General features: G+C 64.9%; 20 protein-coding genes. 6 read left to right on the forward strand and 14 right to left on the reverse strand.

Annotated elements, in window-relative coordinates:
• Positions 1 to 104: 104 nt before the first annotated feature.
• The 6 genes from F8E02_RS10715 to F8E02_RS10740 all read right to left on the reverse strand — a co-directional run bounded on the left by F8E02_RS10715 (position 105) and on the right by F8E02_RS10740 (position 6303).
• Entirely contained in the window at positions 105 to 2189 is a 2085-nt protein-coding gene (locus F8E02_RS10715) for a PQQ-dependent sugar dehydrogenase (RefSeq protein WP_317065559.1), read from the reverse strand.
• A gap of 61 nt (positions 2190 to 2250) precedes the next feature.
• A complete protein-coding gene (locus F8E02_RS10720; RefSeq protein WP_317065560.1) occupies positions 2251 to 3405 on the reverse strand; it encodes a radical SAM/SPASM domain-containing protein in 1155 nt (384 codons plus the stop codon).
• Positions 3402 to 3890, reverse strand: coding sequence for a siroheme decarboxylase subunit beta (gene ahbB / locus F8E02_RS10725; protein ID WP_317065561.1), 489 nt, complete (start codon positions 3888 to 3890; stop codon positions 3402 to 3404). Before ahbB ends, F8E02_RS10720 begins: the two co-directional genes overlap by 4 nt.
• Positions 3887 to 4381 (reverse strand): siroheme decarboxylase subunit alpha, encoded by a 495-nt coding sequence (gene ahbA / locus F8E02_RS10730; RefSeq protein WP_317065562.1) that lies wholly within the window; start codon positions 4379 to 4381, stop codon positions 3887 to 3889. The genes ahbB and ahbA overlap by 4 nt, the downstream gene beginning before the upstream one ends.
• Positions 4382 to 4384: 3 nt before the next feature.
• Positions 4385 to 5464 (reverse strand): radical SAM/SPASM domain-containing protein, encoded by a 1080-nt coding sequence (locus F8E02_RS10735; RefSeq protein ID WP_317065563.1) that lies wholly within the window; start codon positions 5462 to 5464, stop codon positions 4385 to 4387.
• 101 nt (positions 5465 to 5565) lie between these two features.
• Positions 5566 to 6303 (reverse strand): cupredoxin domain-containing protein, encoded by a 738-nt coding sequence (locus F8E02_RS10740; RefSeq protein ID WP_317065564.1) that lies wholly within the window; start codon positions 6301 to 6303, stop codon positions 5566 to 5568.
• 130 nt (positions 6304 to 6433) lie between these two features.
• On the opposite strand from F8E02_RS10740, the gene cooS reads away from it, so the two are divergent.
• The gene (gene cooS, locus F8E02_RS10745) at positions 6434 to 8344 is read left to right on the forward strand and encodes an anaerobic carbon-monoxide dehydrogenase catalytic subunit (RefSeq protein WP_317065566.1); all 1911 of its coding nucleotides are present in this window, start codon (positions 6434 to 6436) and stop codon (positions 8342 to 8344) included.
• A gap of 77 nt (positions 8345 to 8421) precedes the next feature.
• On the forward strand, positions 8422 to 8937 hold the full coding sequence (locus tag F8E02_RS10750; RefSeq protein WP_317065567.1) for a hypothetical protein: 516 nt from the start codon (positions 8422 to 8424) through the stop codon (positions 8935 to 8937).
• Positions 8938 to 8988: 51 nt separating this feature from the next.
• Here the strand turns inward: F8E02_RS10750 and F8E02_RS10755 are convergent, their stop codons facing one another.
• Complete coding sequence (locus F8E02_RS10755; RefSeq protein WP_317065569.1) at positions 8989 to 9819, reverse strand: TrmB family transcriptional regulator; 831 nt, start codon at positions 9817 to 9819, stop codon at positions 8989 to 8991.
• A gap of 75 nt (positions 9820 to 9894) precedes the next feature.
• Here F8E02_RS10755 and F8E02_RS10760 point away from each other — a divergent pair, with 75 nt between their 5' ends.
• The 4 genes from F8E02_RS10760 (at position 9895) to F8E02_RS10775 (ending at position 11881) form a co-directional block, all read left to right on the forward strand.
• Complete coding sequence (locus F8E02_RS10760; protein ID WP_317065570.1) at positions 9895 to 10668, forward strand: DUF2115 domain-containing protein; 774 nt, start codon at positions 9895 to 9897, stop codon at positions 10666 to 10668.
• A gap of 30 nt (positions 10669 to 10698) precedes the next feature.
• Positions 10699 to 11037, forward strand: a complete 339-nt coding sequence (locus F8E02_RS10765) for a cupin domain-containing protein (RefSeq protein WP_317065571.1) — start codon at positions 10699 to 10701, stop codon at positions 11035 to 11037.
• A 227-nt stretch (positions 11038 to 11264) separates the two neighbouring features.
• Positions 11265 to 11600: a cupin domain-containing protein gene (locus F8E02_RS10770; protein WP_317065572.1), complete on the forward strand. Its 336-nt coding sequence runs from the start codon at positions 11265 to 11267 to the stop codon at positions 11598 to 11600.
• Positions 11601 to 11605: 5 nt separating this feature from the next.
• Complete coding sequence (locus F8E02_RS10775) at positions 11606 to 11881, forward strand: NAC family transcription factor (protein WP_317065573.1); 276 nt, start codon at positions 11606 to 11608, stop codon at positions 11879 to 11881.
• A 180-nt stretch (positions 11882 to 12061) separates the two neighbouring features.
• Here F8E02_RS10775 and F8E02_RS10780 read toward each other — a convergent pair whose 3' ends face one another.
• The 7 genes from F8E02_RS10780 to F8E02_RS10810 form a co-directional block, all read right to left on the reverse strand.
• Positions 12062 to 15061 (reverse strand): DUF7282 domain-containing protein, encoded by a 3000-nt coding sequence (locus F8E02_RS10780; RefSeq protein WP_317065574.1) that lies wholly within the window; start codon positions 15059 to 15061, stop codon positions 12062 to 12064.
• Positions 15062 to 15568: 507 nt separating this feature from the next.
• Positions 15569 to 16381, reverse strand: coding sequence for a fasciclin domain-containing protein (locus F8E02_RS10785; protein WP_317065575.1), 813 nt, complete (start codon positions 16379 to 16381; stop codon positions 15569 to 15571).
• Between the two features lie 213 nt (positions 16382 to 16594).
• Positions 16595 to 18025, reverse strand: a complete 1431-nt coding sequence (locus F8E02_RS10790; RefSeq protein ID WP_317065576.1) for an aldehyde dehydrogenase family protein — start codon at positions 18023 to 18025, stop codon at positions 16595 to 16597.
• A gap of 39 nt (positions 18026 to 18064) precedes the next feature.
• Entirely contained in the window at positions 18065 to 19132 is a 1068-nt protein-coding gene (locus tag F8E02_RS10795; protein ID WP_317065577.1) for an MFS transporter, read from the reverse strand.
• A complete protein-coding gene (locus F8E02_RS10800; protein WP_317065578.1) occupies positions 19133 to 21025 on the reverse strand; it encodes a beta-CASP ribonuclease aCPSF1 in 1893 nt (630 codons plus the stop codon). It lies immediately after the preceding gene.
• A gap of 20 nt (positions 21026 to 21045) precedes the next feature.
• A complete protein-coding gene (gene psmB, locus F8E02_RS10805; protein WP_317065579.1) occupies positions 21046 to 21666 on the reverse strand; it encodes an archaeal proteasome endopeptidase complex subunit beta in 621 nt (206 codons plus the stop codon).
• A 165-nt stretch (positions 21667 to 21831) separates the two neighbouring features.
• Positions 21832 to 22692 (reverse strand): CBS domain-containing protein, encoded by an 861-nt coding sequence (locus F8E02_RS10810; RefSeq protein WP_317065580.1) that lies wholly within the window; start codon positions 22690 to 22692, stop codon positions 21832 to 21834.
• Positions 22693 to 22696: the final 4 nt, after the last annotated feature.

Consider the following 22696-nt stretch of genomic DNA (forward strand, 5'->3'; position numbering starts at 1 on the left):
CAGAGACGGGAGGCGCCGGTTGCCGAAAATTCAGGCGCTGCAGAAAGGAGAGAGACCGCACGGAGAAGAAGAAGAGGAGGAGAGGGGTAACCCCGCTCTCCGCATCACTCCACGATGAAATCGCCGTTCATGGAGGGGTGCACGTCGCACCGGAAGTAGTAGGTCCCGGCCTCGGAGGGGGCCGTGAAGGTGTAGGTGACCTCGTCCGGTCCGGTGATGACCTCGCCGACGAAGATTTCTTCGCTCGCCGAGGAGTCCATGTAGACAGCGACGTTGTGGGGGATGCCGTCGTCCAGGTTCTCAAAGACCATCGTCACGTTCGCTCCCGCCGGCACCGTGATGGCATCCGTATCGAAGGCCATGTCGTCGGCGGTGACGTTCACCGTCACGGCAGCCCCGGCCGTCGGGGTCGGGGTCGGGGTCACGTTCGCCGTCGCCGGCGGAGTCACGTTCCCGGTCGGGACCGGGGTGACGTTCATCGTCGGAGCCGGAGTGACGTTCCCGGTCGGGGTCGGCGTGGGGCCGGCGGCGGCGGGCGCCACAATCTTCCAGACCCTGCCGGTGCTGGTGGTGTTGTCGGGACCGCCCACGTCGTTCGTCAGCACGTAGAGCTCGCCGTCGGCGTCCTCACCGAACCCGCGCAGGAACATGCCGAGGTTCTCCTGGCCGGTGATGTTCACCGTCCGGGTCTCCCACATGGCGTTCTGCTCGGCCGTCAGGTTCCCGGCGGACTGCGGCAGTTCTCCCTCAGCCCACCCCTCAGGAGGCGTGGCGACGAGGAGGGTGCCGTTGCCCACCGTCCGGCTGTCGCTCCAGTAGCCGAAGACGTAGCTGCCCTCGAGCTCCGGGACCGCGGTGCCGCGGTAGACGTTGCCGCCGACGACGACGATGCCGAGGTCACGGCCGCCCTCGAAGATAGGCCCGATCAGCGGCTCTCCCAGGTATCCGGTGACGTTGCAGGACTCAGGCGGCTCCGTGGGGTTGTCGGGGTCGAAGCAGTGCGTGCCCTCGCGGATGTTCCAGCCGTAGTTGCCTCCGGCATAGATGACGTCCACCTCCTCAAAGAGGTTCTGGCCCGCGTCCGCGACGAAGAGCGCGTTGTTGCCGCCGGAATCAAAGGACATGTAGGCCGGGTTCCGGAGCCCGTAGGCGTAGATCTCGGGCGGGACGGAATCGTAGGCGTAGGCGTCGAGGATCTCGGTCTGGTTCTCCGCGAACGGGTTGTCGTCGGGTATACCGTAGAGGCTGCCGGCAAACGTCGTCCACGTCGGCTCGGGCGGGTTCTCCGTCAGGTTGACGGCTGCATCATCGGTCTGGTTCCCCATAGGGGTCACGTTCTGCGGAGCCGTCACGTTCCCGTCGGTGACGTTGTCCACATCGATCCGGAGGATCTTGCCGTAGATCTTCGTGAGGTCCTGGCCGTTCCCGATACCGGTGGTATGGGCTATCCCGACGTCGTTCGCCCTTCCGGCATCGCCGAGCGCCACGTAGAGGTAACCGTCGGCGGGACCGAAGGCGATCGGGCCGCCGTTGTGGTTATGGTAGGGCTTGTCGATGTACATCAGCACCTTCTCGGAGGTCACGTTCACCCGGTTCGGGTCTTGTGGGTCGACCTCAAACTCGGAGATATGGTTCGTGCAGTTCCAGTCCTCGGCGGCTTCCTCGCGCAGGGGTGCGCTGTAGAACGCGTAGACCTTCCCGTTCTCCGAGAAGTTCGGGTGGAACGTAAAGCCGAGGAGGCCGCGCTCGTCGTAGGTCGGGCGGAGCTCGACCATCTCCTCCCGGAGGTCCAGGAACGGCTCGGGGAGCGTGGTCCCGTTCGCGTCGACGACGTTCACGACGCCGATCTGGTCCACGACGAAGATCCGCCCGGTCCCGTCGTCGGGGGCCGCGACCGCGAGGGGCGCGGTGAAGTTCCCGGCCACGAGTTCAAGGCCGATCTCGGCCGTAACATTCGAGACCGTCAGGTTCGTCAGGGGCGTGCCGTTCTCAAGTATCGCGGCGAGCGGAGATTCCGCGTTCGTGAGGTCCGTCGCGTTGCCGCTCATGTTCTCCATGCCTTCGATCGTCTGGTTTGAACTCTCGTTGATATCGCTGAGATTGCTCGATCCCACCACCTGTGCGCCCGCACCCACGACGAGTGCGAGGACCAGGAGGAGGGATGCTATGACAGGGGTAATGTTCGTCATGCAGGGCAGGACAGGGCATCCGGGTTGATAACAGTTGTGCCGGGATCGCCCACCCTCATGCTCACCCGTACTTCGGGCAGAGCGGGTCCCCGCCGTCGGGGTCGCCGCTCCTGACATAGGCCCGGACCCTGCACCCCGCCCCGCAGATCTCCTGCCGGCCGCAGGCGCTCGACGGACCTGGCGGGCACGCCCCGGCGGTCCGGAACGCCCTGAGTGCCGGGTTCTCCGGGTCGCTCCAGATCTCCGCAAACGCCCGGTCCCTGACGTTGCCCGCGAGAAACTCCGGGGACTGCGCGAACTGGCAGGGGTAGACGTTCCCGGAGGGGTCGATGTTCGCCACCCGCCTTCCGGCGCTGCACCCGCCCGTGCGGGCAAGGATCCGGTATGCCCGGTCGTAGGCCGGGTTGCCGTCCGCCTCGAGCCTTGCGAGCAGGTAGGCGCCGTCCTGTGGGGCGTCGACGGTCAGGAACTCCATGACCGCAGGATCGGTCCGGATGGTCTCACGGTAGATCCGGTCGAGCACCGCCTGCACCTCCGCGGGCCCGACCTGGAGATCGGCGTGGACGTCGCTTGCCCGCCCGCTCGGGACGAGCCAGTAGACGCAGAACCGGTGCACCCCGACCTCCCGGGCAAGCGCGATCAGACGCCCGAGCTCGCCGTGGTTCCTCTTCGTGACCGTGAACCGGACGCCGCACCGGAGGCCCGCGGCGATACAGTTCTCTAGCGCCTGCACCGAGCGGTCGAAACTCCCCGGTACGCCCCGGAACGGGTCGTGGGTCGCCGCCGTCGCGCCGTCGAGCGAGATCCCGGCATACCCGATCCCGACGTCCCGGAGCCTCCGGGCGACCTCGGGGGTGATCAGGGTCCCGTTGGTGCTCAGGGCCGTCCGGAGCCCGCGCTCGCGGGCGTGGGCCGCAAGGGTCCAGAAGTCCTCTCTGACCAGCGGCTCCCCGCCGGAGAGGAGGAGGAGCGGGACGCCCGCCCGGGCCAGGTCGTCGATGAGGGCCGTCGCCTCGTCCGTCGTCAGTTCGTCTTCCCGCTTCCGGCCGGGCCCGGACCTGAGGTAACAGTGGGTGCAGGCGAGGTTGCACCCGTTCGTCATGTTCCAGAAGACCACCGGGCCGGGCCGGCTCTCCGCAAGCGCAAGGGCGCTCTGCGGTGCCGCCCGGCCGCTGACCGGGGCTTCGCCGTGGATGAGGTACGTGAACCGTATCACAGGGATCCCTCCTGCATGAGGAGCGCCCGGCCGGGAGGCGCCCGCTTCAACTCCCGGGTGCTGACGAGGACCGCGTAGTCGTCAAGACCCGTCGCCCCTGAGAGCCGGGCGATATCCCGGTCGACCTCCTCGCGGCGCCGGCCGTGCAGGACGACGAAGAGGTTGTACTCCCACCTGCCGGGGGCGACGGCACGCTCGTAGCAGTGCGTCACCTCCGAAAACCGGGCCATGACCTCCGCCGCCCGCGCCACGTCGCCGGGCGGCACCCGCCACGCGACCATCGCGTTGACCCGGATCCCGGCCTTCCGGTGGTCGATACGGACGGCGAACCGCCGGACGACGCCCTGCGAGAGGAGGTCGCGGGTCCGGGCGATCACCTCAGTCTCCGTCATACCGAGTTCCTCCGCGATCGCCCGGTAGGGTTCGTCGACCAGGGGGACGCCGTCCTGGAGCCTGAGGAGGAGCGAACGGTCGGAACCGTTCATAAGCCGTCCCCTCCGTCTGGAGCGAAACGGAACCGGACGCCGATCTTGAACCGCCGCACCGAGGGCAGGTTCAGGAGGTCGTGCGGGGAGACGCCGGTCCGGACGGCGATCTCTTCCACCTTCCGGTGCAGGGCGGCCTCGTCGCGGGCCGCGAGCGTGAACCAGAGGTTGTAGTCGTGGTCTCTGAGGTAGTTGTGCGAGACGCCGGGCTCCCGGTTGATCGCCGACGCGAGTTCGTCCACCCGGTCCGGCGGCACCCGCATGCCGATGAGCGTGGAGGCGGCGAGGCCGAGCCGTGCCGACTCGACGACCGGGGATATGCTCCGGATGATCCCCTCGCCGGTGAGCCGGCGCACCCGCCGGAGCACCTCGGCCTCCGGTATCCCGATGCGGTCCCCGATCTCCCGCCACGGCCGCGACGCCAGGGGAAAGTCGTCCTGCAGCACCTCAAGGAGCCGTCTGTCCAGAGGGTCCAGGCAGCAGTCGGTCATGCTTCACCCCCCCCCGCCCGGCAGGTAAGGGCAGCCGGGGTCCTCCGCGAGGATATCCCCGGCCGCCCCCCATGAGCGGACCGGCACCCCGCAGGCGTCGTCCCGCCGCCGCCTGACCCCGTAGGCACGTGCGCGACACCCGCCGCAGGCCCGGCGGTACTCGCACTCCCCGCACTTCCCTCCCAGGCGGTCGGGGTCGCGGAGCGCGGCAAAGACGGGGGAGCCGTGCCAGATCTCGCCGAAGGGCGTCTCGCGGACGTTGCCGACCGCGACGGGGAGGTACGGGCAGGGCGTCACGTCCCCGGCCGGGGTGATCCGGCAGTAGGCCGTGCCGGCGATGCACCCCCTGCCCCACCCGCCGGTATCGAGCCCCATCCCTGCGGCAACCCGGACGAACTGCGGGGCGCAGGTCGGCCGGACCGAGAGCCCCGGTTCCCCGGCGTGCGCGAGGATGCGCCCGATCGCCGCCTCGCAGGCTTCCGGCGGGATGCCGGCGAGGTCTTCCGCCCGGCCCGTCGGGACCAGGAAGAAGAACTGGTAGTCGAAGACGCCGAGATCCTTCCCGAACGCGACGATCCCGTCGACCTCGGCGGCGCCGGCCCCGCCGATCGAGGCGTTGATCTGGACGGGGATGCCCACCCCCCGGAGAGCGCGGATGCCGTCGACCGCCCGCTCCCATGCACCGTCGACGCCCCGGAAAGCGTCGTGGACGGCCGGGTCCGTCGAGTCGATGCTGACCGCCACCCTCCCGATGCCGGCCTCCCGGATCCGGGCCGCGGCCGCGTCGTCGATCAGGACGCCGCTCGTCCCCATCGCGACCCGGAGCCCGCGACCGGCGGCGTGGGCGGCGAGGTCGAAGATATCGGGCCGGAGGAGGGGCTCACCGCCGCTGAGGACAAGGATCGGCCTCCCGAGGGCGGCTATCCCATCGATCAGGGCCTTCCCTTCGCCGGTATCGAGTTCGCCGGGCGACCCGTGTTCGTCCGCGTCGATGGAGCAGTGGGCGCAGGCGAGGGTACACCGCGACGTGACGTTCCAGGAGACGATGCGCGGCCCGTTCCCGGCGTTCAGGTCCCCGCTCATCCCCGCCACTCCCGCCGGTATCGGCACCGGAACATTCCATCAGACATCGGGTATCCCATCGCGACCGGGGTATAAATATCTGATCCGCCCCTGCTCCGCCATCACCCCACGATGAAGTCGCCGTTCATGAAAGGATGGGCGTCGCACTGGAAGTAGTAGGTCCCCGGCAATGAAGGTGCTATGAAGGTGTAGACGGTCTCGGCAGGCCCCGTGATGAACTCGCCCATGAAGAACCGTTCCGACCGGAGTGAACTGTCGTAAACCGCGAGGTTGTGGGGGATGCCCTGGTCCTCGTTCCTGAAGAAGACCGTCACGACGGCTCCTGCCGGGACCGTGATGGCCTCCGTATCGAACGCGAAATCCGCTGCAGTGAGATTCATCACGGCGGCATCGTCCCCGACGGTGACGTTCACCGTCTCAAAGACGAGCGGGACGAGCGGCGTCCCGTCGTCGTTGACGAGCTGCACCGAGAGGTTGTGCTCGCCCGGCGTCACGTTCTCCCAGGTGTGGGTGGTGTTCGTGGAGGCGGCGTACCAGCCGGTCTCCGGGACGGCGGGAGCGCTCGCGTTCGCCGGGACCGGGGCGTCCAGGTAGTAGTGCAGCAGGCCCCCGCCCGGAGCGTCCGGCTCTCCGGGGGGCTCGACGAGGGTGAAGTTGGTCAGGTTCACCCGGACGGTCACGTTCCCGGCCAGAATCGCCCCCTCGGTGGGCTCGACGATGGAGACCCGCGGTCCGGCGGTCGCGTTCTCCGCACCCTCCTCCTGGGCGGCCGCCCCGGCGGAGAGGGCCGCACACCCCACCACCAGGGTGAGGATCAGAAGACCCAATACTCTCTTCATGCGGGCCCGGGGACCGGAGACACGATATATCTTTGGGCTGTCCCGGTGCGTCCGGGAGACGACCGGCAGGGACCGGGCTGCCGGGGGTCCTCCGACAGATACTTATGACTGCACCGCAGGTCAGTCCCCCATGACCATGGAGAGCAACAGGATCTCATACCACGACTCGGTGAGGACCGTCTACGAGCGGCTCAGGAGAGACGGCATGTCCAACGTCTGGGACCGTTACGAGGCGCAGGGCCTCGGGAAAGACCCCGACAAGCGGTGCGGCTACTGCCAGGCTGGAGCACGATGCGACTTCTGCTCGAACGGCCCCTGCCGGGCGGACGCCTCCCGGAACCACCGGGGCGTCTGCGGGATCAACGCCGACGGCATGGCGATGCGGATGATGCTTCTTCGAAACGTCATGGGCGCGTCGAACTACCACTTCCACGCAGCGCAGGCGGTCCGCACCCTCCGGGCGACCGCGGAGGGGAAGACCCCGTTCTCGATCGCGGAGCCGGAGAAACTCCGGTCGTTTGCGGGACGGCTCGGCATCGAGACCGGCGGAAGCGACGCCGAGGTCGCGCTCCGGCTCTGCGACTTCGTGGAGGAGGACTTCCACCGGTTCACCCACGAGCCGAGCCGGATCGTGGAGCGGCTCGCTCCCCCTGAGCGGAAAGAGGCCTGGAAACGGCTCAAACTCTTCCCCGGCGGGATCTACGGGGAGACGATCGTCGATACGGCCTCGACCCTCACGAACGTCGACGGCTGGTTCGCGAGCCACGCCATGCGGGCGATGCGCCTCGGCGTCGCGATGGCCTACCAGAGCCAGATCGTCCTCGAATATATCCAGGACATCCTCTACGGCATCCCCCGCCCGCACCCGATGCGGGTCGACCTTGGGGTGCTCGACCCCGACTACGTCAACATCCTCCCGAACGGCCACGAACCCTTCCTCGGGTTTGCCCTCATCGACCTCGCCCGCACCGGCGAGTGGCAGCAGAAGGCGAAGGATGCGGGGGCGAAGGGCCTCCGGATCATCGCGAACATCGAGACCGGGCAGGAGCTGATCCAGCGGAGGGAGATGGACGAGGTCTTCTACGGCTACACGGGGAACTGGATCATGCAGGAGGCGGTCCTCGCCACCGGGGCGGTGGACGTCTTTGCCGCCGACATGAACTGCTCCCTCCCGCTCGACCCCATCTACGCCGAGAAGTACCACTTCAAGCTGATCCCGGTGAGCGAGGTCGTGGTCTTCGAGGGCGGAACGGACCGGCTCGAGTACGTCCCCGAGGAGGCAAAGGAGCAGGCGGCGACTCTCCTCCGGATGGGGGTCGAGAACTTCAAGGAGCGGCACAACACGATCGAACCGATCCGGGGCCTTCCCGTGCGGGAGGCGGTCGTCGGCTTTGCTCCCGAGAGCATCGTCGATGCGCTCGGCGGGAGCCTCGACCCGCTGCTCGGTGCTATCAAGGACGGGACGATCCGGGGAATCGTGGGGCTCGTCTCCTGCACCACGCTGCGTGATTCCGGGCAGGACGTCCACACCGTTGCGGTCGCGGAGAACCTGATCGCCCGCGACGTCCTGGTGCTCGGGATGGGCTGCGGGGTCGCGGGCCTCCAGGTCGCCGGGCTCTGCTCCCCGGAGGCGAAGGAGAAGGCCGGGCCGGGGCTGAAAGGCCTCTGCACGGCGCTCGGTGTTCCGCCGGTGCTCGGTTTCGGGACCTGCACCGATACCGGCAGGTGCGCCGACCTCCTCCTCTCGGTCTCCGAAGCCCTCGGCGGCGTCCCCCTCCCCGACCTCCCGGTCGCCGTCGCGGCTCCTGAGTACATGGAGCAGAAGGCGACGATCGACGCTCTGTTTGCGCTCGCGCTCGGCCTCTACACCTACGTCAACCCGATCCCGACCGTGACCGGGGGGCCGGACCTGGTGAAACTCCTCACCGAGGACCTGCCCGGCATCACGGGCGGGGTGCTCCACGTCGAAACGGACGCAAAGGCGGCGACGGACGGGATCCTCGCGCACATCGAGGGGAAGCGGGCAAAACTGGGGCTCTAAAATCTCACATCCCCTTTTATCAGAGACCCGGCGCGGAACGGAAAGCCTTTAAAGCCCGGCAGCCAAGGGAGACATAAATGGGCTCCTCACACCGCACGGGAGCGGACTTTCTCCTGATCAACCTCCTCCTCCTCGTCCTCACCCAGCCCGGCGCACTCGTCCTGGCCGGGTTCGATCCGCCGTTCGGCCTCGCGGTGAGCGCCACCACCTGGATGGCCGCGTTCGTCGGCGTCTCCCCCCTCGCCGTCCTCTACATCCTCATCAAAAGCGAGTCCCTCGGCAGGCGGTTCCTCCCGGCAGCGGCGGCGTACATCGTCCTGATACTCGCCGTCGCCTACGCGTCCTACCTCATGCAGCAGCCCCTCTTTGAGGGGTTCAGGGCGCCGGGCTACGAGCAGTCATTTCCCATCTTCCTTGCCGCCTCCGTCCTGACCGCCGTCATCTCGTTGACGCTTCTCCCGGTCGGCCTCCTCGCCTACGCGGGAGACCCCGAAAACCTCCCCCTGCTCGCCGTGAATCTCGCGCTCCTCGCGGCGGCCGTGCTCCTCTGGCGCCTGCGCTCGCGGGGCGAAGGACCCTACAGGGAGCCCTGAACGGGTGTACCTCGCAGGGTGACACCACGCATTTCCCCTCCTGAAAGACCGTTACGTGGAGGAGGGCCGCAGACCGGCCCCGGCCTCCGCCGGGCCGTCGATGCAGTCGGCGTTCGCGATCATCCGGTTGACGAACTGCCGCTGGACGCAGGAGATGAACGGCAGGGTGATCACGACGGCGTTACGGACCCCGTCTTCGCGGTAGACGATCATGCAGACCCGGTCGTCGGCGATGAAGATGTACTCGAGCAGGAACGCCGACCCGTCCACCGGGATCGGCCCGCAGTAGAGCTTCTCAAAGATGTTCTCCTGGAAGAAGGTGCAGAACGGCTTCGGGACGTAGAGGGAGGCATCTCCGAGCGGCTTTCGGATCCCGCGCTTGCCGTTCGGGAGGAGGACGCTCACGGGGTGCTCCCGCGACGCACCGGCGATCAGCCGGGCGAACTCGCCGATCTCCCGGTAGTCCAGGCAGACGACCGCGAGGTCGCGGGTGACGCCGCTGGCGAGCGACTCCACGTGGCGCCGGATGCTCCACTCGCCCTGCACGTACCAGATCGGCGAGTTCTTCGACCGGGCGTCGAGCGAGAGGGCGTCGAGCGCCTGCACCGCCGCCGTCGCCGCGGCATCGGCGGCGGTCTTTAAGTGGTGGATGACGACGGCGGGCTCGGCGGGGATGTAGATGTGGGGGTTCCCGCGCCGGACGGTGATGAAACCCCTGCCGGCAAGCCCTTCGGCGATGTCGTAGACCCGCGGCCGGGGAACCCCGCTCGCCTCGTGTACCTGGCGGGCGCTCCCCTCCCCGATCCCCACAAGGGCCGCGTAGACCCGGGCCTCGTACTCCGTCAGCCCGAGCGTCATCAGGTTCCGGATCATCTCGTCCATTGTTGTTACTATGATAGTTACACGAGAGTTAAACCTTCGTGAGTCCCATCTGCTCTGAAGGATTCCGGTGAGACCATGCGGCTCAATAGCATCCTGAACCGCCTGCTGCGGCTTATCGGCCGGGAAGGCCGGGACCGTTCCGGGGCAGGCTCCGACGACGCCTGCTCCCTCCTCATCGACCTCTTCGCCGGGGATAGCGGCGAGGCGGGACCGGGAGGAACGGTATCGGTGGAGGCGATCCGTGCGGCCTGCCGCCGGATGCAGGGCGCGAAGACGAAGGATGAACTCCTCCATATCATCGCCGACGAAGTGGCGGCGTTCGACCTGCACGACCTCGAGCAGATGAACGCCCGGTTCGAGCGGAAGGCCGCCCACCTCCCGGAGGGATACCGCGACCGTCTCCTCGCAAGCGTCAGGGAGGAGATCTTCGCGGCGCACCACCGGCTGGTCCTTCTCTCGCGCAACGGGGGCGGCTCCGACGAGCCCCCGGACCCGGCGCTCGGCGCCTACTGCTCGATGGTGGCGGAGGCCTGCGCCGCAAAGGCGCGGGAGAAGGACCCGAAATATCTCTACCTGAAGTACCTCCTCTCCGCGTTCACCATCTTCATCCTCGAGGAGCCCGCCCACCCGGTCGGCACCCCCTTCCCCGGCGGCCAGATCGTCGACGAGTGGGAGGGGACCTACCTCTGCCCGGTCAGGGATAAGGCCGACGACGTTCCTTTTGCCCTCTGCCCCTTCTGCCCCGCGGTCCAGAGCGACGAGCCGACCTACCCGGAGATGCGGGCCCGCCGCGAGGAGCGGAGGCGGCGCGAGAACCTCGCGAATTACTGGACGAATTATAAGGGATGAACACCATGAGCGTAACTGGAGATGAATGCAATGAAGATTGTTGACGTAGCAGAGGAGCCGATCGGCGAGAACCCGCACCACGTCGACGCCCGGAAGGTCTACGACACCGAGCACGCGACGGCGGTGGTGATCACCCTCGCCCCCGGAGAGTCATTGAAGAAGCACATCACCCCGGTGGACGTCTTCTTCTACGTCCTTGAAGGGACCGGGATCGTCGAGATCGGCGACGAACGCGCCGAGGTCTGGAAGGACCACCTGGTCGAGAGCCCGGCGAAGATCCCGCACCGCTGGACGAACGAGAGCGATCAAACCTTCAAGGTGCTCGTGGTGAAGGTCCCGCGTCCGACGACCGAGACGAGACTGCTGTAAGCGTGGAATGGCCATCGAGTCGGTCCCGATGGTACAGGCCCCATCTACGATCTTATGGCGTCCGGTACCCGGGCCGACGTCTCCGTCATCGTTGCCGCCGGTCCTGGGAAATGCTGCCTCTGCGGCCGGTGCATGGAGGTCTGCCCGGCGGACGGGGCGCCGGCGTGTGGAAAGAAGAGAAGAGTATATGCGAAGGGCATCAGAATAAAAGAAGAGGTTGGCAAACAATGGCTAAAGAGAATCGTGCAGAGTTACAGGGGAAGGTCCTCCGGCTGGCGGACCTCGTCGCCTACCAGGACGGGACCGTGGCAAGCAGGATGATCATCAACAACCGGTCGGGGAGCATCACCCTCTTCTCGTTCGACGAGGACGAGGGGCTCTCGGAACATACCGCGCCCTACGATGCGGTCGTGACGATCCTCGACGGCGAGTGCGAGGTCTGGGTCGCGGGCGAGACATCCCGGATGCGCGAGGGCGAGACGATCATCTTCCCGGCGAACGTCCCCCACGCCCTCTCGGCCATAACCCGGTTCAAGATGTCGCTCACGATGATACGGGAGTGAAGTTCATGACGAACGAGAAGGAAGGCGACTACTGCACCATATGCGGCGGGGTCCGGCCGGACGCGATCAAGATCCGGACGGTCCTCGTGGACGGGAAGGAGACCGGCATCAACCAGCTCGACCTCATCGTCTCCGGCGTGCGGGACCTGAACCTCAAGGATGACGCCGCCGCCCGCGAAGAACTCCTCAAAAGGGCCGGGGCGTTCAACTTCATCCCGACAAAGAAGCGGGAAGCCTACGCCGATGCCCTGATGAAGGAATATAAGGCAGCTTTGAAGTGAGCTCCCGGCAGAAGAGCGACGAGCGCGGGTTGCTTCCTCCCTCTGCCCGGCACAACGGCCGGCAAGAGCGCAGGGCACCCCTTGTCAGTGCACCTCTCCCGGAACCCTTTTTTACCGGCACGTATCCCTGCCGGCCGGCAGGATGCGGGAATACCAGAGAGAGCGGCAAAAAAAAGAAATTTAGGCGCTGATAGCGGCAAGTCTGCCGTCATCGCGCATGAAGATCCAGTAGCCCTCGGTCGGGAAGAGGTTCTGGTCTTCACCCTGTTCGCCCGTCTGGTTGTTGATGAGCGCCGGGTGGTAGTTCTGGTTCTCCGCGTCGAAGCCGATGACGGAGACCCAGTTATCCTCCACCGACTTGAGCGTCTCATCCGCAGTTCGCGGGGTCAGGTCGGAGTAGCCGATGGCGTTCCATCCCGGGCTGAGCGTCTTCGATGCAGGTGACCTCATCGGATTGGTGCTGAGGTTCAGCTGCAGGGTCAGATCCTCGGTCGAATAGACCCAGTAGCCCTCAAGGACCTGCAGGGTCGTGTTCGCGCCCACAGGAGTGAAGCCGGTCGCCGGGGCAAAGGTGTAGACCGATCGCCCACCGGTGTCGACATCGCCAAAGACTGCCTCCACGGTGTTGTTACCAACAGAGAGCTGTCTCGGGATGGAGACGAAGTTCCAGCCGCCATACAGTTCGAGGTCTACAGTCTCCTCGGCCGGCGGGGCCGGCGGCAGCGTCGGCATCGGCGTCACGTTCGCCGTCGGAGTCGGAGTCGGCGTCACGTTCTCGTCCGGAGTCGGAGTCGGCGTCACGTTCTCGTCCGGAGTCGGAGTCGGCGTCACGTTCTCGTCCGGAGTCGGAGTCGGCGTCACGTTCTCGTCCGGAGTCGGGGTCGGTGTCACGTTCTCGTCCGGGGTCGGAGTCGGTGTCACGTTCTCGTCGGGCGTCGGAGTCGGTGTCACGTTCTCGTCGGGCGTCGGAATCGGTGTCACGTTCTCGTCGGGCGTCGGAGTCGGTGTCACGTTCTCGTCGGGTGTTGGAGTCGGGGTCGGGATCTGGGTGCCCGGTGGGACCAGGACACCGCCGATCACGTAGACGATGATGTTGTTCGTGATCTGGATCTGAGTCACGACGATGATGTTGTTGATGACCAGCTGGCCGCTGTCGGTGAGCGTGACGTTGACGTCCGTTCCCTCAACGGTCGGCAGTGAGATCTGGCCGTTTTCCGAGTTCTCGCACAGTGCCACAAGATCTGCGATCGTGTAGCTGCTCAGGATGATGTGGTAGCCGATGATGGTGTTCAGGAGCTCCGTGTCGTTCTGGATTGTCGAGAGCGTCTCATTGCCCAATCCCTCAAATGCCTCATTGGTCGGAGCGCATATGGCGTAGCTCATGTTCTCATCGAGTTCCTCGTCAATTGTGGAGTTGTTCAGAACCATGATGAACGTCGTCAGGTTCTCCTCGCCTTCGAGCCCTTCGATGATCTGATCGGTGATATTCACCGCCGGCGTTGGAGTCGGCGTGACGTTCTCGTCCGGCGTCGGCATCGGGGTCACATTTTCGTCCGGTGTCGGCATCGGGGTCACGTTCTCATCCGGAGTCGGCATCGGCGTGACGTTCTCATCCGGAGTCGGCATCGGCGTGACGTTCTCATCCGGTGTCGGCATCGGCGTGACGTTCTCATCCGGTGTCGGCATCGGCGTGACGTTCTCATCCGGTGTCGGCATCGGCGTGACATTCTCGTCCGGCGTCGGCATCGGTGTGACGTTTTCGTCCGGAGTCGGCATCGGGGTCACATTCTCGTCAGGCAGCCCTCCGGTGACATTGAAGGCCTGCTGGACGGGTGTCCCGTTCACCAGAACCGGGACGTCGGGACCCGGGAACTCATGGACGCCCTGCTCGCCCGCATCGATGTGGAGCATGGCATAGAGCACCGGCGTGGCGTTCTCCGTCTCGATCTCGACGGTCACGTTCTCGTTCACGCCCTCAGTGATCTGGCTGTAACCGATGATCGGTCCGGGTGTCCCGTTCAGGTCGGCGTGAATATCCGCCCAACCCGTCTGGTTCATCACGGCACGCTCAACGATCACCGTGTCGTTCTCGATCGGCTGGTCGGAGACGTTGACGGACGGCGTGACGTTCTCGTCCGGTGTCGGCATCGGCGTCACGTTCTCGTCCGGTGTCGGCATCGGGGTCACATTCTCGTCCGGTGTCGGCATCGGCGTGACGTTCTCGTCCGGTGTCGGCATCGGCGTCACGTTTTCGTCCGGAGTCGGCATCGGGGTCACATTCTCGTCAGGCAGCCCTCCGGTGACATTGAAGGCCTGCTGGACGGGTGTCCCGTTCACCAGAACCGGGACGTCGGGACCCGGGAACTCATGGACGCCCTGCTCGCCCGCATCGATGTGGAGCATGGCATAGAGCACCGGCGTGGCGTTCTCCGTCTCGATCTCGACGGTCACGTTCTCGTTCACGCCCTCAGTGATCTGGCTGTAACCGATGATCGGTCCGGGTGTCCCGTTCAGGTCGGCGTGAATATCCGCCCAACCCGTCTGGTTCATCACGGCGCGCTCAACGATCACCGTGTCGTTCTCGATCGGCTGGTCGGAGACGTTGACGGACGGCGTCATGTTCTCGTCCGGCGTCGGCATCGGCGTGACGTTCTCGTCCGGTGTCGGCATCGGCGTGACGTTCTCATCCGGCGTCGGCATCGGCGTGACATTCTCGTCCGGTGTCGGCATCGGCGTGACATTCTCATCCGGCGTCGGCATCGGTGTGACGTTCTCGTCCGGCGTCGGCATCGGTGTGACGTTCTCGTCCGGTGTCGGCATCGGAGTCACTCCGGTGACGTTCACGAGAACGGTCAGCGTGTACGAGGCGTTCTCGATGGTGTGAGGCGGCGGCCCATAGGAGTAGGTCACGTTGTCGCCGTCGGTCACATTCGCCAGCGCGGGTCCGATCGTCGCCCGCTCGCCGTTCACCCAGTAGGTCCAGGCGTACGGCGTCTGGTTTATCATCTCGTTCTCGATGTCAGTGATCGATACAATGCTGAGATTCCCCTGGTCGGGAGGCAATCCCTCGGCGACCTGGTACTCGAACGCTCCAAGCATCGAGGCCGCATCAAGTGCTCCAAGCACCGTCGTCTGCGGGATCTCGTAGGTCTCGGTACTGTTTACAGGTGTAATGTTCACTATCTCATCAGGGTTCAGTAAGACAGGCCCTCCTCCAATCGAGACCGCCATGCTTGCGGCAGAGATCGACAGGAGCAGAACAATGCACAGACCGAACAGTAAAGGTCGTTTCATACATATCCCCCCTTGCGGGCAAGAGAATAATCGATGTTATATAAAAATATTGCTATAATTTTTATTTGTCGCCAAATGAAGCAAATAAGGACGTTAAACTCGAGTTTGTGCTCTGAGAAGTACCCCCTGCCCTTCACCGCAAACACCATCATCCGATTCCGGAGAACTGGCCCTTACCGGCCGGGCTCGATCCGAAACCGGTATCCGGCAGGAAGCATCAGGTGACAGAGACGGACTCCCGACAGAAGAGATTCAGCCGTGAAAAAAAGCAGGGTTTAGTCCCGGATCAATGTCCGGCGGCCACCCGGACGATGCCGGGGGCCGGCGGTGTTGGAGCCGCCCGCCCCGGCATGAATCCGCCCGCAACTGCACAAGCGTGGGTCTGTCCTCTGCTCAAATCGGGACTCCCATCACCGGAGTCGCAGGCTCCTGACCTGGAGCAGCAGGCTCCTGTACTGGAGTAGCGGGCTCCTGTATCGGAGTCGCAGGCTCCTCTACTGGAGTAGCGGGCTCTTGCGGAGTAACGACCCCATCTGCCGTCTGGTTCTCCACTGCCGTCAGGTTCAGGCCGGGCGGCACCAGCACCTGGTCGATGATGTGGATCACGCCGTTGGTCGCATAGATGTCAGCCCGGGTGACGGTAGCGTTCTCGATCATGAGCGTCTCATTGTCTTCCATGGTCACGTTCAGGCTCTCGCCGGAGAGCGTGTCGAGTGCCGTCATGTTCTCTTCCTCCTCGCCACCGCCCAGAAGCCCGCCGAAGATATCCAGGATCCCGCCGTTCTCCTCTTCACCGGTCTCGTTCTGGGTCATGTTGGTGAGGTTCTCTGCGGTGTACTCACCGTCGACAACGTGGTACTGAAGGAGCATCGTCAGGTTCTCGGTGTCGGTCGCAAGCTGGTTGAAGGTATCGGTGCCGAGTGCATCGAACGCCTCGTTGCTCGGAGCAAAGACCGTGTAAGGCCCGGCGGTGTTCAACGTATCATAGAGATCCGCTACGATGATCGCCTCGTACAGCCTCGTCAGGTTCTGGTCCTGCGCGATGTACGCGGCAATCGTCATGTTTGCGGTCTGCGGTCCCATCTGTCCGGTCTCGCCTGCTGGCGTTACCGTCTCATTCCCGTCCCCCACCACTGCTGCCGTCACGGCGAACGGCATCGCGAGAAGGACGAGGATGCATGCGCATAGAACTGTCCATCGTCTCATATTCCATCCCCCCTAGGGAGGGGATAGAGATATCAACAAAAATATATAAACATTCTTATAAAAAAGCAAAGCCGCCGGATTGCAGAAAAAGTGCCGCATACGGCATATCCGGCCGGGAAACCATGACGGAGGCAGACCCCGGTCCGGGTGTACCTCGATCGTGCGCGGACCGGAGACCGCGCTCCGGCAGCCCCGGTGCGGGGAGGATCCGGCTTACAGCCGGATCAGCACGGCCTTCTCCTCCGTATACTCCAGAAGTGCCCGGCTCCCGTTCTCCCTGCCGATGCCGCTCTCCTTCGTCCCCCCGAACGGCACCTCGGGCGGGATCCGCAGGTGCTGGTTGACCCAGACGATCCCCGCCTCGAGTTCCTCCGTCGCCCTCGCGATCACCTCCGCGTTCCGGGTCCAGACCGACGCACCGAGGCCGTAGCGACTGTTGTTCGCGAGATCGAGCGCCTCATCGAGCCCGGAGATGGTTGCCATCGGCAGCACCGGGCCGAAGACCTCCTCCGAGAAGAGGACCGAGTCGTGCGGGACCCCGGCGATCAGCGTCGGCAGGAAGAAGAGGCCGCGCCCGTATTCTTCTCCTTCAGGGGTCCGCCCGCCCGCGACGATCTCCCCCTCGTCGCGCTCGCGGGCGGCATCGACCAGACCTGTGACACGCGCAAAACCCGCACGGTTGTTCAGCGGCCCCATCCCGACGCCGCGGTCCATGCCGTTCCCGACCACGATCGCCTCGACCCTCGACTTCAGGCGGCGGACGAACTCGTCCGCGATCGAGTCGTAGACGTAGAGCCTCTTGACCGCCGTGCAGACCTGGCCGCAGTTGTAGAACCGCCCCCTGATGACCCCCTCGACGGCCGCCGGGATATCGGCGTCGTCACAGACGATCATCGGGTCGCTCCCCCCGAGCTCCAGCGTCAGCCGCTTGAGCGAGGGGGCGGCGTCCAGGGCGACCTGCCGGCCGGTCCCGGCCTCGCCCGTGAACGAGACCTTCCGGATGCCCGGGTTCCTCGCGATCTCCCGGCCGACCGTCTCCCCCGGCCCGGTGACGACGTTTAAGACCCCCGGCGGGAGCCCGGCACCCTCCAGGATCTCCGCGAGACGGATACAGGTCAGCGGGGCCGTCGTCGCGGGTTTCAGGACGATGGTGTTCCCCGCCGCGAGAGCCGCCCCGACCTTCCAGCCCATGATGATCGCCGGCATGTTCCAGGGGATGATCGCGCCGCAGATGCCGAGCGGGCGCCTCCGGACGATCGTGTGGCCGTAGCCCCGGAGGTCCAGGTACTCTCCCCGCTCCCCGGCAGAGAGGGCGTAGTAGTACTCGAGGATGTTTGCAAACCCGTTGATCTCGTCGACCGCCTCGCGGATGGGCTTGCCCTGCTCGGCGGTCAGGAGCGTCCCGAGCTCGGTGTTCCTGCGGCGCACCTCTTCGGCGGCAAAGAAGAGGACCTTCGCCCGGTCCCTCGGGTTCTTTGCGGACCAGTCCCCGAACGCCTCCCCGGCAGCCTGCACGGCGGCCCTGACATCGTCCTCGCCGCCGAGCGGCGCTTCCCCGACGACCTCTCCCGTCGCCGGGTTATGCACCGGAAAGACCCTGCCGGAGACCGCGTCGCGCCCTTCACCGTTGATCAGCATCTTCATGCGTTGATCCTATGGACGAAGAGGGTTATATGCGCTCGGTCAGCCGGGGTGCCTGCACCGGCACCTGCCGATGGGAACGGCTATCGCCGCCGCTATCCCGGCAAGCAGGAGAAACGCAGGCAAAAAACCGGAGTATCCTGCAACCAGGCCCGCGAGGGCCGAGAGGAATGTGAACCCGGCATACGAAGCCGTATTGAAGAGCCCGACCATCACGCCCTGCTCAAGCCTCGTCTCAGCAAGGAACGCGAGCGCCGCGACCATCACCATCCCCGCAAGGGCGCCGATGACGGGGAAGGCGTAGGGGGTGACGTAGCCCGCCACGACCGCCGCTCCCATGAGGAGCGAGGAGACCCGGATGGTGGGGATGGGGCGGAGGTTGAACCGGGGCGCCACGAGCACGACGACGATGGTCGCGATATTGACTGTCGCGAGCTGAAGCGCGAGCAGCGAGGGGTCGCCGCCGGTGTATTCGGGGTAAACGGCAGCTATCGCCCCGGTCATCCCTATGAGGACGACCGTCGCAGCAAAGAGCCAGAAGTAGTCCCTGACGATCAGGGGAAGGTCGGCCCTCGCAAACCCCGCGTGATCGCCCTCCCGGAAGGCGACGCTCATCACCGCCGCAGGGACGGCGAGCACCGTGAAGAAGGCGATTCCCGCGAGATGGCTCTCGAGGACCGCGTCGAGCCAGCCCGTGAGAAGGAGCCCCATGACCAGGCCGATGTTCAGGGCCGCCATGAAGTAGCCGCTCAGCCTCGCCGACGATGCGTGCGAGTTCGTCCACGCAAGCGCCGCCGAAAGGAAGAGCCCGGCCCCGATCCCCTCGATCACGCGAAAGGCGAGGAGCGGCAGGCCTGAGGGGAAAAGGAAGATGAGGACCCCGCTCGCAAGGGTCAACAGAAGGCCGGCACGAACGAGCGGGACGCGGCCGATACGGTCGCTTGCTATTCCCGCGGGGAGCACCGTGATGAACGCGCCCAAAAAGTATGCGGAGTAGACTGCACCCTGAACGGCCGCCCCCTCGCCGAAATCGGGGAGCACCGGGACGACGGCGTTTGAGAGCGCCATCACCACGAATACTCCCAGGAGGACCGTCAGTTTCTGCAGCATCTAGATCATGCGGTAGGTCTCGAGGTTCAGGGGGGAGTGGGTCTCGATGCGGTGCCGCTTGTAGATCGAGCTCGCAAGGTCGATCGTCTTGTTCTCGTCGCCGTGGATGGTGAAGATCTTCTCCGGGCGCGGCTGGAGGTGAGCGACGTAGCTCATCAGCTGCTTCCGATCAGAATGGCCGGAGAACCCGTCGCTCGTCGCGATCTCAAGGTTGATCACGATCGTCTCGCGCCAGCCGAGCGGGATCTCGCGCCATCCCTTCTGGATACGCCGGCCGAGCGTCCCTTCCGCCTGGTAGCCGACGAAAACGAGCGCGTTGCGCTCGTCGGGGCCGAGGGCCTTGAGGTACTCCATCACCGGCCCGCCGTTCAGCATACCGCTCGTCGTGATGATGACGCAGGGGTCGCCCGAGATCACCTTCTCGCGGAGGTCCGGCGAGTCCACCTGGACGAACGCCTCGGAGAGGAAGGGGTTCAAGCCCTCGCGGAAGATCTGGTTCCGGAGATCGCTGTTGAGATACTCCGGGTAGGTCGTGTGAATCGCCGTCGCTTCCTTGATCATGCCGTCGAGGTAGATCTTCACCGGCGGGATCTTCTGCCGGCGGATACCCTCCTCGAGGGCGAGCATGACCTCCTGCGACCGGCCGACGGAGAACGCGGGGATGATCACCTTGCCGCCGCGCTGGATCGTCGCCGAGACCGTCTCGTAGAGTTTATCCTCGGCGTCTTTCCTCTGGGGCTGCATGTCGTTCGACCCGCCGTAGGTGCTCTCCATGAAGAGCGCCTCAAGGCGCGGGAAGGACGATACCGCGGGAGAGAAGAGCCTCGTCTTCTGGTAGTTGAAGTCCCCGGTGAACGCGATGTTGTAGAGCCCTTCCCCGATGTGGAAGTGCGCGATGGCCGACCCGAGGATATGCCCCGCGTTGTGGAAGGTGAGTTTGACGTCGGGAGCGATATCGGTCACGCTGCCGTAATTGAGCGTGATGGAGTGCTTCATGTAGGCCTTCACCTCGTTTGAGGTGTAGGGGATCTTGTCCGTCTCCTTCCGGACGACGTCCAGGTAGTCGAGCTGGAGCATCGCCGAGAGGTCTCTCGTCGGGGGAGTCGAGTAGACAGGCCCATCGTAGCCGTACTTGAAGAGGAGCGGGACGAGAGCGCAGTGATCGAGGTGCGCGTGGGTGAGCACCACCGCGTCGAGCGAGTCGAGAGGATAGATCTCGGGCACGTAGAGGTAGGGCGTCCCGTTCGTGGTGCTGCCCGGTTTCTCCCCGCAGTCCAGCAGGATCTTGCTCTCCGGTGTCGAGATCAGGAACGCAGCACGGCCGACCTCCCGGCAGCAGCCGAGCGTCGTGACCCGCAGCCACTGGTCTTTGCTCGTGACCTCCCGGTGGATGCGGCGGCCGATCGTCCGCAGGAACGCTTTGCGCTCGTCCTTCACCGACCGGAGGTAGGTGCGGACCTGCTTCACCGTCGAACTCTCGATGGGCGGCGTCCGGACTACTTTCGGCGTCCAGCCGATCTGCTTCGTGATCTCGCGGAGCGTTATCCCATTCTTTCCGATGACCACGCCGGGCTTCTCCGCCTCGATCAGGACCTCGCCCGTCTCCGGGTCGAAGAAGAGGTCGGAGATCCCCGCGCCCTCCGGTACGACGGCCCTGATCTCCAGGGCCGCCCGTTCGGGGTCCTCGAGGATATTCGGGCGCACGACGATGCGTTTCCGGAGATCGCGTGCCAGTATCTTGATCAGGTCCGCCTGGTCGGCAAACAGTTTCGGATCATCGGTATAGATCACGAGCTCGGGCCCCTCAAACTCAACGTCCGAGATCGTGATCCCGCTGGGAACAATCTTATTGATCTGCTCCTTTAATTCCCGAAGTTTCTCTTCAATCACCATTAAAATCGTCCTAAAAAATGTTAGGTTGTCGGGCGGGCTGCAGAGGGTCTCTGCAACCCGCGCTCTATGTGTTCTTCGTATTTGTCTTTCGTTATGACGACCACCATGATGTCCTCCCCGGATGCGGAGTCACGGCGCATCGCCGACCGGACGGCGCGAACGGCAAGATCCTTCGCCTCGTCCTCCTTCATGTCGGCACGGTACTGGTCCTCGAGCACGCCGTAGGCGAACGGAGAGCCGGAGCCCGTAGCGACGATATCCTCTTCCTTGGTCGCCCCGCCCATGGCGTCGACGGAGTAGACGCTCGGTCCCTCCTCATCGAATCCGCCCATCAGGAGCTGGACATAGTAGGGATAGTAGCGGTTCTGGTTCAAGTAGTTCGAGAGCAGGGTCGACGCGGCACCGACAGACATGGTCTTGCCGCGGCGCATCTCAAAGAGGTTGCACTCGACCTGCAGGATCCGGACCAGCTGCTGCGCATCGCCGACGCCGCCGGCAGTGGTGAGACCGATCCTCGGCGTGATCTGGTAGATCTTCTTGGCGCGCTTGCTTGCGATGAGGTTTCCCATCGTCGCCCGCATCTCCGTCGCAAGGACGACCCCACCTTCAAAGATCAGCCCTACCGTGGTTGTACCTTTCATAACCTGTTGGGAAATATCCATTGAAGCACCCCTAAAACCATTAAAACGCTTTACTTCGCGTAGAAGCGGTTAAGCGTATAGCGATACCATAAAACATAAATTTATCGTCGTACCGGCTTCCGGCACGACATGATGAGCATCTGTATATTATATGAATGTTGCCCCTTAACTCTTTCGTAAGCCCTGCTGCTGGTCAGGCAGCAGGACTTTGATCAGTTCCCGGTCAAAGAGCATCGCGATGAGCCGCTTGTTCCCATTGACCACCGGGAGCTGGTCGACCCGGGCCCGCCGCATCTTCAGGGCGCACTCGCCGACCTCCGCGTTGATGGGAACAGCGAGGACGTTCTTGACCATCGCGTTCTTGACGGGGATCGGGAGGAGCTGGATTCTGGAGATTCCGTAGCTGATGGTGTGCATATCCCGGATGCTCTCCCAGGTCCACTCGTCGTCGTCCGTGCCGTTCGAGAAGTCGCTGACCTCGACACCGTCCTCGATGCGGGTGTTCCTGATGAGGTCGCGCTCCGAGATGATGCCGGTGAGCGTGCCGTCCTCCATCAGGATGGGGATGGCGTCGTAGCCGGAGATCTCGAGAATCCTCCCGACGAGCGAGAGGGGCGTGTCCTCCCAGAGGGCATAGGTCTTGCTGATGCAGTCCTTGATGGGCAGGTTGGGACGCAGCTGGGCGATGGCACCGATGAGGTCGGCCACGCTGATGAGCCCGATCATGGACCCGCCTTCCACGACGGGGAGCCTTCTGATGTTATGCCGTACCATCAGCTGGGCAGCCTCCTGGATAGGAGCGTCCGGCCTGATGACGACCGGGTCGGGTGTCATCAGGAGGCCGAGCTGAGTCTCTTCCGCCTTGCGGAGGAGGTCTTTGCGGGTGATGATCCCGACGAGTTCACCGTCCTTGAGGACAGGAACGCCGCTTATACCCGTGCGTTTTAAGATGCGCAGAACGTCGTCGCGGTTTCCGGGAATCTCGACGCAGACGACATCGGTCACCATGAAGTCCCGGACGATCATCTGC

This window comes from Methanoculleus caldifontis (assembly GCF_032842345.1).
In the GTDB taxonomy this organism is placed as follows: Archaea; Halobacteriota; Methanomicrobia; order Methanomicrobiales; family Methanoculleaceae; genus Methanoculleus; species Methanoculleus caldifontis.